This window comes from Mesorhizobium sp. M0998 (assembly GCF_040318885.1).
Taxonomy (GTDB): domain Bacteria; phylum Pseudomonadota; class Alphaproteobacteria; order Rhizobiales; family Rhizobiaceae; genus Mesorhizobium.
The window spans coordinates 15,743-27,997 of record NZ_JAMYND010000028.1 but is presented as its reverse complement, the minus strand read 5'-3'; the positions used below and the strand labels follow the sequence as shown (position 1 = coordinate 27,997).

The window sequence follows — 12,255 nt, the reverse complement described above, 5'->3', positions numbered from 1 at the left end:
GCGGGACAGAGGGGGTGCTGTCCCGCCGACCTCAAGGTTTTGGATGGCGGCGTCCCGCTATCGCCTCACGCGAAAGGCACGGCTGTCGTGCCTTTGGGCAGTTTCGCTTCATCGTCGGGTTCGACATGGATGATGACCCGCACGGAAGGGATTTCGGCCTGCAGCGCGTCCTCGATGCGGTCGCAGATGACGTGGCTGGCGCCGACCGACATGTCGGCGTCGACGACCAGGTGGAACTCTATGAAGGTGGCGCGGCCGGCGATGCGCGTCTTCAGGTCGTGGACCTCGAGCGCGCCCTTGCAATTGGCCGAGATGATGTCGCGTATGCGGATATGTTCCTGGGTGTCGACGGCGCGGTCCATCAGCCCGTTCATCGACGAGCCGATGACGTGCCAGCCCTGCCACAGGATGTTCAGCGCCACGATCACCGCAAGAGCCGGATCGAGAACCTGCCAGCCGGTCAGTACGGCGCCGACCAGGCCGATGAACACACCGAGCGAGGTCGCCACATCGGTCATGATGTGCCTGCCGTCGGCAACGAGAGCCGGCGATTTTTCGCTTCGGCCGGTGCGGATCAGCGTCAAGGCCCAGACGGCGTTGATGACCGTTGCGACGCCATTGACGGCAAGGCCGGTCCATGGCTTTTCCAGCAGGGCGGGATGCTGCCAGGACCACCAGACCTCGTTGAGGATCAGCAAGGCGGCAAGCACGATCAGCACGCCTTCGAGGACGGCTGAGAAATACTCGGCCTTGTGGTGGCCGAACGGATGGTCCTGGTCGGCTGGCTTGTAGCTGACCTGGATCGCCCAATAGGCGGCGGCAGAGGCAATGACGTTGACGATCGATTCCAGCGCGTCCGAATAAAGCGCGACCGAACCGGTGACGTACCAGGCCACCAGCTTCAGGCCGAGCACGACGCAGGCGACGACGATCGACCAGAAGGCGAGGCTGGCGACCTTCTGCCTGGCGGCGGCTTTGATTTCTGCCGCGGTCACTGGGGAAAAGATCCCAACACTGAGCCCTCGAATTAAGCGGCCTTTTCCTTGGCCTTGCGCGGCAGGTGCGCGACGATGTTCTCGATGATGCGCATGCCGGCATTGTGGCCGAGCGTCATGATCGACTCCGGGTGGAACTGCACTGCGGCGATCGGCTCCTTGCGGTGCTCGAAGGCCATGATGATGCCGTCCTCGGTCTCGGCGGTGACGACAAAACCATCGGGCAGCCGCACCGGATCTGCAAAGATCGAATGATAGCGGCCGACCGTCACCTCCTTGGGCAGGCCGGAGAAGATGATGCCCGGCTTCGACACGCGGATGCGCGACGGCTTGCCATGCATCGGGATGTGCAGTTGGCGCAGCTCGCCGCCATAGGCCTCGGCCAGCGCCTGCAGCCCGAGGCAGACGCCGAAGATCGGCAGGTCGCGCGCACGGGCCCGCTTGATGGTGGCGGCGCAGTCGAAGTCCTTCGGCGTGCCGGGGCCGGGCGACAGCACGACCAGGTTTGGCTTCAGCCGGTCGAAGATCTCGTCCGGCACTGGTGTGCGCACCGTCGAGACATTGGCGCCGGTCTGGCGGAAATAGTTGGCGAGCGTATGGACGAAACTGTCCTCGTGGTCGACCAGCAGGATGTTGACGCCGTCGCCGACACGCGCGGTGCTGCGTTCGGTGCTGGCGGCATTGCCTGATTTGGCGTCGCGGATGGCGGAGAGCATGGCGGATGCCTTCAGTTCGGTTTCGGCTTCTTCTTCCTCGGGAATGCTGTCGAAGAGCAGCGTGGCGCCGGCGCGCACCTCGGCGATGCCGTCCTTGATGCGAATGGTGCGAAGCGTCAGGCCGGTGTTCATGTCACCGTTGAAATTGACCATGCCGATCGCCCCGCCATACCAGGCGCGCGGGCTCTTCTCGTTCTGCTCGATGAAGCGCATGGCCCATAATTTCGGCGCGCCGGTGACGGTGACCGCCCAGGCATGCGACAGAAAGGCGTCGAAGGCGTCCATGCCTTCGCGCAGCCGCCCCTCGATGTGGTCGACGGTGTGGATCAGGCGGGAGTACATTTCGATCTGGCGGCGGCCGATGACGCGCACCGAGCCCGGCTCACAGACCCTCGACTTGTCGTTGCGGTCGACGTCCGAGCACATGGTGAGTTCGGATTCGTCCTTCTTCGAATTGAGCAGCTTCAGGATCTGCTCGCTGTCGGAGATGGCGTCGTCGCCGCGCTTGATGGTACCGGAGATCGGGCAGGTCTCGACGCGGCGGCCGTTGACGCGCACGAACATTTCCGGCGAGGCGCCGATCAGATATTCGCCCTCGCCGAGATTGATGAAGAAGGAATAGGGCGAAGGGTTGATGCTCTTCAGCTTGCGGGAAATCTCGGAGGGCTGGGTTTCGCAGCGTTCGTAGAACATCTGCCCCGGCACCACTTCGAACAGGTCGCCGCGCTCGAAGCTCTTCATCGCCTTGCGCACCAGCTTGGCATATTCGCCGGGCTCGTGGTCGCCGCGCGGCGGGATGCGGTCGGCGGTCCTGAACGGCTCGACGATTTCGTCGCGCGGCAGGCCTTCGGTCGAGAAGCCATCGCCGGAATAGTCGTAGCGGTCGGTCCAGGCCTTGGTCGAATAGTGGTCGACGACGAGGATCTCGTCGGGCAGGAACAGCACGAGATCGCGCTGGCTTGGCTTGCGCTCGAGCTTGTAGTCGACCGGATCGAACTGGAAGGCGAGGTCATAGCCGAAGGCGCCATAGAGGCCGAGATTGGCGTCTTCCTCGGTCTTGAACAAAGCCGTGATGGCGCGCAGCACGGTGAAGACGGAGGGTACGCGGCTGCGTTCCTCCTCGGTGAAGACACGGCCGGGCTTGGCGACCTCGAGGCGGATGAGTTTCTGCGTTGTCTCCGCGATCGTTACGTCGTCAAGACCGGCAAGCGCCTTGCCGATCACCGGCAAAAGCACCTGGCCACGGCTGTTCAAGGCCTCGATGCGCATGGCGCGGCCGTGTGCCGAGATCACCAGCGGCGGATCGATAATGGCGGTGTCCCAGCGCGTATAGCGGCCGGGATATTCGTAATTCGAGGAAAACACGGCGCCGCGGCGCGAATTCAGGCCATCGACATAGCCGTCGATCGCCCCCTCGTAAGGCCGGTCATGGCGTTGGCGGGTAATCGCCACGCCACCCGCCGTGACGAAGCGCTCGGCGCCATTCTCCAGAATTTTCGTCGTCATTGCCGTCTCCATCAGCGTCTTTGGGGCAACGGACCCGGGAATGGCTTGAAAAAACAAATGGCCGCCCGGACATTCCGCTGCGGCCACCCTCTATTGTCACGCGAACGCGTTCGAACAGGCCGCTGTCAGCGAGCCCACCACCAAATGGTCTTGATCGAGCGCATGTTCATGGCGAAATCCATAGCCGCGAAAAGCGGTATGCGCAACAGGTTTGAAAGTCTGTGGGGTGGCTGCCGCTTTCGCAACCCAGCACATGGCCAAGACCGGCTGTCCTGCCTAGACTCTGCGTTACCCTGGCGCATGTGCCGCCGCGCCAGAGGCTTGCCGAACTCGGCGTCGCCCGCGTGAGCCATGGTCCGGTGCCGTACCGGCAGATGGCCGAATGGCTGGAGGCCAAGGCGCGACAGGCGATTTCGGGGTAGCCTGGCGGGGTGCGTCAGTCCTCCAGCGTTCCCGACCTTGCATCGGCGCTCGTCCCGTCGCCGACCAGCTTCAAGAGGTCTTCGCCGGCGCGAATGATGCGGCGGGAACGCCGCGTCAGGATGAGGCCCGCCTGCGGCGCCAACACTTCCGTGCGGCCGTCGGGCTCGCCGGGCGCGTGGACGATGGTGGCAAGGCGCGCACCCTTGGTGACGCGGTCGCTCGGCTTCACGTGGTAGAGGATCGCGCCCGAACGGGGCGCCGGCATCATCTCGATATTTTCGATCGGCGCGACGAGTCCTCCGAAGCTGCCAGACGCGGGCAGCGCCTGATCCCGGATGACGCCGCGCGCCACCAGCAGCCGGTAGAGCCCTTCGGCGTCGGCGCTGGCGAGGGCGCCGTCGACGTCGAGTATGCCGCGATATTCGACGGTGGTGGCGACGCGCCGATCGAGGCGCGCGACGTCGGCGGGAACGTTCTGATACGGCATGATCGAGGCGCCTTCGAAGGTGCCGTCGGGATCTTCGTGCCACAGCATCACCGCATCGACGCCCATAGCCGCCGCACAATCCGCCATGGCCGGCCACAGGCTGGTGTGGACGTAGAGGTAGGCGAGGCCTTCATCGTCGCAGTGCAGGTCGAGCACGATGTCGTGGCCGATGGAGAGCTGCAGCAGCCGCGTCTTCAGCCGCTGATCGACCGTGCCGTGCGCCGGCAGGAGCGTGAGGTCGGGCGCGGCGAGCCGCGGAAAGCCGCGATTGAAATTGGTGCGCGTCCCCAGATGGAAGCGGCCCTGATGGTCGCCATAGAGATATTGCGCGCGGCCGATCGGATTGGCCCAGGGCACGATGGTCATATTGCCGCTGATGCGGCCTTCGGCTTCCGCCCTGCTGAGCATCGGCATCAGCGCATCGATGGCAACGACGCCCGGCAATTCGCCGGCATGAAGTGCCGCCTGCAGATAGGCGGAAGGCGCCGTCTTGTCCGTTCCGGCGAAGCGGAAGATGGGGAATTCGTAGGAAGCGCCTTCGCTGTCGCCGGCGACGCGTTCGATGGACTTCTGCATGGGATGCCTCCGGAAGAAGAGGCGGAACACATGCCCTTTTGCCGCTGGGCTGTCGATTGGTCCAGTCGCTGCCGCTATGGGCGCAAGATTCTACCCGGCCGTCACACCAGCGGCTTGAGTTCCTGGGCGATGGTCGGCAGAAGCTCCGAGACGTTCGGGTGGATGTGCACGGCGCGCGCCAGCGTGCTGACCGGCGCCTTGGCATACATCAGGTCGAGTACGCAGTGCACCGCCTCGTCGCCGCCCGGGCCGAGCACCGAACAGCCGAGGATCTCCCTGGTGTCGGCATCGACCAGGATCTTCATGAAGCCTTGCGTCTCGCCTTTTTCGACTGCACGGCTGACGCGGGTCATTGGCCGCTGGCCGACCAGGGCGCGGCGGCCGGATTTCCTTACCGCGGCTTCGGTCATGCCGCAGCGGCCGAGTGGTGGGTCGATATAGAGCGCATAGGCCTCGATGCGGTCGCTGACCTTGCGCGGATCGTTGTCGAGCAGGTTGGCGGCGACGATCTCGTAATCGTTGTACGAGGTGTGGGTGAAGGCGCCCTTGCCGTTGCAGTCGCCCATCGCCCAGATGCCGGGCACGCTGGTGCGCAACTGGTCGTCGACGACGATGAAGCCGCGTTTGTCGACCTCGACGCCGGCTTTGTCGAGGCCGAGATCGTCGGTGTTTGGCGTGCGGCCGAGCGCCAGCAGCACATGCGAGCTGACCGCAGCCGCCTTGCCTGGCGAGAAGGTCACGGCGATTTCGTTGCCTCGCCTGGCGAAGCGGATGTCGTCGGCGCCGAGATGGACGGCAATGGCTTCGTTTTCGAGGATCGACAAAATGGCGTCCGAGACATCCTCGTCCTCGCGACCGATCAGACGCGGGCTTTTTTCGATGACCGTGACTTCGGAACCGAAGCGGCGGAACATCTGCGCGAATTCGAGCGAGACATAGCTGCCGCCGACGACGATGAGATGGCGCGGCAGCACGTCGAGATCCATCATCGAGGAATTGGTCAGGTAAGAGATGCCGTCGATGCCGGGCAGGTCGGGCACCGAGGCGCGCCCGCCGGTGTTGAGGAATATCTTTTCGGCGCTCAGCAGATCGTCGCCGACGCGCACCGTGTTGGCGCTTACGAAGCGCGCATGGCCGCGATAGAGCGTGCATTTGTCCATGCCGGCAATCCAGTCTTCGAGATTGCCGCGGGCGTCGTTGGAGACCTTGTCCTTGCGCGCCTTGATCGCCTTGTAGTTTACGCCGACGGGACCGGACAGCGTCACCCCGTAATCCGCGGCCGAGCGGGCGAGATGCGCGGCATAGGCGCTTGCCACCATCGTTTTGGTCGGCGTGCAGCCGGTGTTGACGCAAGTGCCGCCGACCAGCTTTCGCTCGATCAGCGCCACGCTCATGCCGGCCGCATTCAGCCGGCCGGCGAGCGGTGGGCCGGCCTGCCCGGCACCGACGATAATGGCGTCGAATGTCTTTGCCGTCATGCCGCCGCCGCCGCGATCAGAAGCCCGCCGACGATCGCCACCGCGTCCTCGATGAAGGCGGCCGGCGGGTCCTTGCCGAAGGCGGCGGCCAGGCGTTTACGCGCCTCGGCGCCGCCCAGCGTGCCGATCACCGCGCCGATGGCGCCGGCGATCAGGCCGCCGATGGTGGCGCCGCCGGTCGCGCCGATCACCGCGCCGGTGAAAGCGCCCAAGACGATGCGCGTGCCGAATTGCTGCGGCACCTTGCGGCTCGGCGCCGAGGGCAGCTGGTCGGTGACCAGTTCGGCGATGGCCAGGATGGTGAAGATGCCGACGGCGATCCAGTGGCCCATGAAGCTCGCCCAGGTGTCCGCGACCGGCAACCAGCCAAGCCAGGCGCCCCAGGCGACGGCGGCGGGCGCGGTCATGGCGCGAAGCCCGGCAACGATGCCAATCAGGAGTGCAAAAATGTACAGCATGATTGATCCCCTCGATGGCCGGCTTGGGACAGGTCCGAGAGAGCAAGCTACCATAGGTCCGGTATTTGACCAGAGGTGGTGTCGCCGCCGGCGCTTCCGCATTTGCAGCACTTGTGCTTTGGCAAAGATTGAGACTGGAGTTGCGGCCATGGCCGAAAGCGAACGCACGAAAATGGCGGCGGGCGAGTGGTATTGCTGCCTCGATCCGGAACTGGAGGCGTTGCGCATCACGGCGCGAGACGCGGTGTTCGAGCACAACAGCCTGCCGCCCCGGCAGCGTCGCGACATCGGGCCTGGATTGCGGACGCTGCTCGGCGCTGCGGGCGAGGGCGCCCGGATCGAGGCGCAGTTCCACTGCGCCTATGGCTTCAACATCTTTCTCGGCGACCGCGTTTTTCTCAATGCCGGCTGCACCATTCTCGATACGGCGCCAGTGCGCATCGGCAAGGGAACGCTGCTCGGCCCCAATGTGCAGATCTATTGTGCCGAGCACCACAAGGAGGCTGCCGGGCGACGGGCAGGGCTGGAGATCGCCAAGCCGGTCGAGATCGGCGACAATGCCTGGATCGGCGGCAGTGCCGTCATCCTCGGCGGAGTCAGGATCGGCGATGGCGCCGTCGTCGGCGCCGGTGCTGTGGTGACGCGCGACGTCGCGGTGAACACCACGGTGGTCGGCAATCCGGCACGGGTAATCAGCAACAACTGAGCACCGTGCTTCTGTCGCCGGTCACGTCCTCGTTCTGATGGACATGGGGGCGGCTATGTCACTTGGCCGGAGGTGGATGCAACCGTGTGTCGAGCGCAAACGCCTCCTGGGTCTTCATGGCGTATGCCCCTCTGGCGAGGCTCGCGTCGAAGATCAGGTTCCAGCTATGCTGCGATACGGCGCTCGGAATCACCACGAACCGGTGCCGTTGCAGAAGATCGTCGCCAAACGCCTGTTGCCCGGAGCTCGGAATGCCCGGGCGCAACCAGTTGGGGTTGGGCACGGCGGCGGGGTCGACGATATGCACATCCGCGACATCGCTGACGATTGCTGCCGTCATGACATGCGCAATCGTGTCGAGCGCCCTGAAGCCCTTATGGACCGCAACCTCGAGGATCGCAGTCGACGGATCGATCGAGCAGTAGACGGCGCGCACGCCCTTGCTGTTCCAGCGTCCGCCCACCCTGTATGCGCCCTCGCCACTATCCCATGTAGGCGCAAACGCGGCTTGATCGAGGCGCCATCCGATGAGGTCGGAGCCACCAAGCGCCGCCGGCAGCGGCGTCATGCATAAACGCCATATTCAAGCCGTTCCAGATAGTCTTCTACAAGCTCGATCCCCGCCGGCGTCGCCAGAAGGTCGATTGGACGACGCTGGTCGAGCCCAATCGCCGGGCGCTCCAGCCATTGCTCTGCCTCCGCCTGCGAACCGAACACGTCGGTCGCTTTCGACAGGATCTCCGCGAACTTCCAGGTTCGTCCGCTCTGGTCCTGACTGAGAGGCTTGGACGGAGCATCCTTGCGGCGCTGGTAGGTGCGCAGGCTCATGCCGATGGCCTTCTCCAGCGAATCGGTCTTCTGGATGAAGACGAGTTGCCCGATAAGATGGTCCAGCGCTGAAGCCGGCAGGCCGTGCAGAAGCAACTCGTGGGCATCCAAAGCGCTGCTGAGGCGCCTTGCCAGAATGCGGCTGCCGCCTAGCAATTTCGCCACCTTCTGAAGTTCATTGTTTTTTGCTGCTGGCGCAGCCTTTTCCAATGCCATCGCCACGGCGAGCCCTCTTCGCGTCATCTGTCGCTTTAATATATGACAGATGACGCAAAGCCTTTCAAGCACGACAGGATCGAGAGCAGGGCAATCGCTTCGAGAGAAAAGATAGCCTACTCGGGCCAGATGGCAGTCCAACGTCGGCCTGAAGCGATTGCCCTGGAATCGAGCGCGAGCCGAATTTCACCTCGGCATGTGCGCCACGCGCTGCTCCTGAGCACTCCTCGAGAATTCGCGCCGGTACTGCGCCGGCGAGGTTCTGAGGCGCGCTGCGAAGTGCTGGCGCAGCGAGGTAGCGCTGCCGAAGCCGGCCTCGAAGGCAACCGTGTCCATCGATTTTTCCGTTGCTTCCAGCAGCTGCTGCGCCAGCTGGACACGCTGGTCGGTCAGCCAGTCGCCGAAACTGGTGCCGATCGTTTTCTGGAAACGGCGCGTGAACGTCCGGCGGGTGAGGCCGGCGAGACCGGCAACGCTGTCCAGACTGTGCGGACCACCCAGGGTTTTGCGCACCGTTTCGAGAGCCTGGGTGAAGCGGTCCGCATTGCCGGTCCTGGCGATGGGACGTTCGATGAATTGCGCCTGCCCGCCCTGCCTGTGCGGAGAAAGCACGATCTGCCGGGCAAGGCGAAGTGCCGCCTCGGCGCCGTAACGAGCCCGTACGACGTGCAGGCAGCAGTCGAGCCCGGCGGCGACACCGGCGGATGTCACGACATCGCCATTGTCGATGTAGAGCACTTCCGGTTCGACGAGAATGTCGGGATAGAGTTCCTGCAGCTGATCCGCGTAGGCCCAGTGCGTCGCCGCTCGCCGCCCCGAAAGCAGTCCGGTCGCCGCAACAGCGAACGTTCCCAAGCACAGTCCGACGATCAGCGCGCCGCGCTCGTGCGCGCCAAGCAACGCGTCGATCAATGCGGCTGGAGGCGAGCTCCCGAGATCCTTCCAGCTTGGCACGATGACGATGTCGGCGTCATCGAGCGCGGAAAGCCGGTGCGGGACGCTGATGGTCAGCCCGGCATCGGTGCGGATCGGCCCGTCCTCAATCGCGCAGACCCGGAAGTCGAAGCGCGGCAGGCCGAGCTCCGTGCGATCCGCGCCGAACACGAGACACGGCACGGAGAGATGAAACGGGCTGATGCCATCGAAGGCGATGGCGGCAACGGCAGGATCGGTCATGGGAGCTCCAGCAACGGGTGAGGCCGATTGTCCCAATTCTTTCGAATAATGTCAATCGGGACACTTCTTGCAATCCGGTGCCGAGCTTATCGTGCACCCGTCAATGTCCAACGGGAAAGGAAAACCCCATGTCGCAACCAGCCAAAGGCAAAGCTCCACGCCGCGCCCTCATCGTCATCGATGTTCAAAACGACTATGACGGCGGCAACCTCGCCATCCAGCATCCGCCCTTCCGCGATAGCGTCGTCAATGTGGCGCGAGCGATGGATGCGGCCACCGAGGCAGGTGTCAAGGTGGTGGTCATCAAACAGTTGGCGCCGGAAACCTCACCGGTGTTCGCCAAGGGCAGCCATGGCGCCGAGTTGCACCCGGAAATCGCCAGGCGAAACCGCGACCACTACATCGAAAAGAACTTGCCCAGCGCCTTCACCGGCACGGACCTCGAGGAGTGGCTGCGCGCCAACTCTATCGATACGATCACAGTCATCGGCTACATGACGCATAATTGCGACCTGTCGACGGTCATCCACGCCGTGCATATGGGTTTTGAGGTCGAGTTCCTGTCGGACGCAACGGGGTCGTTGCCGTACGCCAACAGCGCCGGTTACGCTTCGGGGGAGGAAATCCATCGCGTCGTGACGATCGTATTGCAGTCGCGCTTCGCGGCCGTTCTCAAAACCGCCGAGTGGATCGATTGTCTGAAGACCGGCGTGGTACCCCAGCACGACACACCCTATGCCTCCAACCAGCGCGCGCTGGCGCGAAGCGCGGCGTAGGGACGAGATCGTCGCGAAGACGCCAAAAAGGGCGCCGCAGCGTTGCGGCGCCCTTTGCCGTTCAAGCGTTGATTATCCCTAAAACAGGCCTTCGATCTGGCCCATTTCGTTCAGGAAAATCTTTTCCGAGGATGGCGCTTTGGGCAGGCCGGGCATGGTCATCACCTCGCCGCAGATGATGACGACGAAGCCGGCGCCGGCAGACAGTCTGACCTCGCGCACCGGTACGGTGTGGCCGGTCGGCGCGCCGCGCAGATTCGGATCGGTGGAGAAGGAATATTGCGTCTTGGCCATGCAGACCGGCAAATGACCGTAGCCGGCGTGCTCCCAGGCGTGGAGCTGGTCGCGCACCGATTTGTCGGCGATCGCTTCCGAACCGCGATAGATGCGCTGGACGATGGTGTTGATCTTCTCGAACAGCGGCATGGCGTCGGGATACAGCGGGGCAAATTGCGACGCGCCGGATTCGGCCAACGCCACGACTCTTTTGGCCAGTTCCTCGATACCGGCCGATCCCTGGGCCCAGTGCTTGCACAGGATCGCCTCTTCGCCCATCGAGGCGACGTAGTCCTTCATCGCCTGGATCTCGGCCTCTGTGTCGGAGTAGAAATGGTTGATGGCGACCACAGCCGGCACACCGAACTGGCGGATGTTCTCGATGTGGCGGCCGAGATTCGCACATCCCTTCTTGACCGCCTCGACGTTCTCCTTGCCGAGGTCCTCCTTCTTGACGCCGCCATTCATCTTCAAGGCGCGAACCGTGGCGACGATGACCGCCGCGGCGGGCCTCAGGCCGGCCTTGCGGCATTTGATGTCGAAGAACTTTTCGGCACCGAGATCGGCGCCGAAACCGGCTTCGGTGACGACGTAGTCGGCAAGCTTCAGCGCCGTCGTGGTGGCAACGACGGAGTTGCAGCCATGCGCGATGTTGGCGAAGGGGCCGCCATGCACGAAGGCCGGGTTGTTCTCCAGCGTCTGCACGAGATTGGGCTGCATGGCGTCCTTCAAGAGTACGGCCATGGCGCCGTCGGCCTTGAGGTCGCGGGCATAGACGGCCGACTTGTCGCGACGATAGGCGACGATGATGTCGCCGAGGCGCTTTTCCAGGTCCTTCAGGTCGGTCGACAGGCACAGGATGGCCATGACTTCCGAGGCGACTGTGATGTCGAAACCGGCCTCGCGCGGGAAACCGTTGGCGACGCCGCCGAGCGAACAGATGATCTCGCGCAGCGACCGGTCGTTCATGTCCATGACGCGGCGCCAGACGACGCGGCGGGTGTCGATGCCGAGCTCGTTGCCCCAGTAGATGTGGTTGTCGATCAGCGCCGACAGCAAGTTATGGGCGGTGGTGATGGCGTGGAAATCGCCGGTGAAGTGGAGGTTCATGTCCTCCATCGGCACGACCTGCGCGTAGCCACCGCCGGCGGCACCGCCCTTGACGCCGAAATTCGGTCCGAGCGAAGCCTCACGGATGCAGACGATGGCCTTCTTGCCGAGGCGGTTGAGGCCATCGCCCAAGCCCACCGTCGTCGTCGTCTTGCCTTCGCCGGCCGGTGTCGGGTTGATGGCGGTGACGAGGATCAGCTTGCCATCCTTGTTGCCCTTCACCGACTTGATGAACTCGGCCGAGATCTTCGCCTTGTCGTGGCCGTAGGGCAGAAGATGTTCGCTCGGAATGCCGATCTTCTGGCCGATCTCCTGGATCTGCTTCTTCCTGGCGCCGCGCGCGATCTCGATGTCGGACTTCACTTCGGCCATGGACGACTTCCCTCTGAATTGGACGGATTTGACTAGTGTGGTCGCAAGAATAGCCCGGCATTGCAGGCGCGGGCATGTTCTACCCCTGTCGCTGCCGCGGCGTCAACTTTCATGCAACTATGTTTCCTACGAAGAAAATGCCTCTGCGGCCGGCTG

At 64.0% G+C, this 12,255-nt stretch carries 11 protein-coding genes; 2 read left to right on the top strand and 9 right to left on the bottom strand.

Annotation, left to right across the window (positions count from 1 at the left end; all coding sequences use genetic code 11):
* Nucleotides 1-65: 65 nt before the first annotated feature.
* The 5 genes from NKH59_RS23660 to NKH59_RS23640 form a co-directional block, all read right to left on the bottom strand.
* Nucleotides 66-995, bottom strand: a complete 930-nt coding sequence (locus NKH59_RS23660) for a cation diffusion facilitator family transporter (protein ID WP_502896420.1) — start codon at nucleotides 993-995, stop codon at nucleotides 66-68.
* A gap of 32 nt (nucleotides 996-1,027) precedes the next feature.
* Entirely contained in the window at nucleotides 1,028-3,217 is a 2,190-nt protein-coding gene (locus NKH59_RS23655) for an anthranilate synthase (protein WP_352540981.1), read from the bottom strand.
* Between the two features lie 436 nt (nucleotides 3,218-3,653).
* Nucleotides 3,654-4,703 (bottom strand): M14 family metallopeptidase, encoded by a 1,050-nt coding sequence (locus NKH59_RS23650; protein WP_352540982.1) that lies wholly within the window; start codon nucleotides 4,701-4,703, stop codon nucleotides 3,654-3,656.
* Nucleotides 4,704-4,804: 101 nt separating this feature from the next.
* Entirely contained in the window at nucleotides 4,805-6,181 is a 1,377-nt protein-coding gene (locus NKH59_RS23645; protein WP_353023241.1) for an FAD-containing oxidoreductase, read from the bottom strand.
* On the bottom strand, nucleotides 6,178-6,639 hold the full coding sequence (locus tag NKH59_RS23640) for a DUF4126 domain-containing protein (protein WP_352450545.1): 462 nt from the start codon (nucleotides 6,637-6,639) through the stop codon (nucleotides 6,178-6,180). Before NKH59_RS23640 ends, NKH59_RS23645 begins: the two co-directional genes overlap by 4 nt.
* A gap of 148 nt (nucleotides 6,640-6,787) precedes the next feature.
* On the opposite strand from NKH59_RS23640, the gene NKH59_RS23635 reads away from it, so the two are divergent.
* Nucleotides 6,788-7,345: a sugar O-acetyltransferase gene (locus NKH59_RS23635; protein WP_352540984.1), complete on the top strand. Its 558-nt coding sequence runs from the start codon at nucleotides 6,788-6,790 to the stop codon at nucleotides 7,343-7,345.
* 58 nt (nucleotides 7,346-7,403) lie between these two features.
* On the opposite strand, the gene NKH59_RS23630 is transcribed toward NKH59_RS23635, so the two are convergent.
* From NKH59_RS23630 to NKH59_RS23620, 3 genes are all read right to left on the bottom strand, one after another.
* Nucleotides 7,404-7,913: an RES family NAD+ phosphorylase gene (locus tag NKH59_RS23630; RefSeq protein WP_352466798.1), complete on the bottom strand. Its 510-nt coding sequence runs from the start codon at nucleotides 7,911-7,913 to the stop codon at nucleotides 7,404-7,406.
* Nucleotides 7,910-8,389: a type II RES/Xre toxin-antitoxin system antitoxin gene (gene parS / locus NKH59_RS23625; RefSeq protein WP_502904291.1), complete on the bottom strand. Its 480-nt coding sequence runs from the start codon at nucleotides 8,387-8,389 to the stop codon at nucleotides 7,910-7,912. Before parS ends, NKH59_RS23630 begins: the two co-directional genes overlap by 4 nt.
* Nucleotides 8,390-8,575: 186 nt before the next feature.
* Nucleotides 8,576-9,565, bottom strand: coding sequence for a helix-turn-helix domain-containing protein (locus NKH59_RS23620; RefSeq protein WP_352680878.1), 990 nt, complete (start codon nucleotides 9,563-9,565; stop codon nucleotides 8,576-8,578).
* A gap of 128 nt (nucleotides 9,566-9,693) precedes the next feature.
* On the opposite strand from NKH59_RS23620, the gene NKH59_RS23615 reads away from it, so the two are divergent.
* Nucleotides 9,694-10,341: a cysteine hydrolase family protein gene (locus tag NKH59_RS23615; RefSeq protein ID WP_023679515.1), complete on the top strand. Its 648-nt coding sequence runs from the start codon at nucleotides 9,694-9,696 to the stop codon at nucleotides 10,339-10,341.
* A 78-nt stretch (nucleotides 10,342-10,419) separates the two neighbouring features.
* On the opposite strand, the gene NKH59_RS23610 is transcribed toward NKH59_RS23615, so the two are convergent.
* Entirely contained in the window at nucleotides 10,420-12,099 is a 1,680-nt protein-coding gene (locus NKH59_RS23610) for a formate--tetrahydrofolate ligase (protein ID WP_353023239.1), read from the bottom strand.
* Between the last annotated feature and the right edge of the window lie 156 nt (nucleotides 12,100-12,255).

Bases quoted from the DNA above. Each gene is read 5' to 3' on its own strand.
- NKH59_RS23655 (WP_352540981.1), bottom strand. From the start codon at position 3,217: ATGACGACGAAAATTCTGGAGAATGGCGCCGAGCGCTTCGTCACGGCG.
- NKH59_RS23650 (WP_352540982.1), bottom strand. From the start codon at position 4,703: ATGCAGAAGTCCATCGAACGCGTCGCCGGCGACAGCGAAGGCGCTTCC.
- NKH59_RS23645 (WP_353023241.1), bottom strand. From the start codon at position 6,181: ATGACGGCAAAGACATTCGACGCCATTATCGTCGGTGCCGGGCAGGCC.
- NKH59_RS23640 (WP_352450545.1), bottom strand. From the start codon at position 6,639: ATGCTGTACATTTTTGCACTCCTGATTGGCATCGTTGCCGGGCTTCGC.
- NKH59_RS23635 (WP_352540984.1), top strand. From the start codon at position 6,788: ATGGCCGAAAGCGAACGCACGAAAATGGCGGCGGGCGAGTGGTATTGC.
- NKH59_RS23630 (WP_352466798.1), bottom strand. From the start codon at position 7,913: ATGACGCCGCTGCCGGCGGCGCTTGGTGGCTCCGACCTCATCGGATGG.
- parS (WP_502904291.1), bottom strand. From the start codon at position 8,389: ATGGCATTGGAAAAGGCTGCGCCAGCAGCAAAAAACAATGAACTTCAG.
- NKH59_RS23620 (WP_352680878.1), bottom strand. From the start codon at position 9,565: ATGACCGATCCTGCCGTTGCCGCCATCGCCTTCGATGGCATCAGCCCG.
- NKH59_RS23615 (WP_023679515.1), top strand. From the start codon at position 9,694: ATGTCGCAACCAGCCAAAGGCAAAGCTCCACGCCGCGCCCTCATCGTC.
- NKH59_RS23610 (WP_353023239.1), bottom strand. From the start codon at position 12,099: ATGGCCGAAGTGAAGTCCGACATCGAGATCGCGCGCGGCGCCAGGAAG.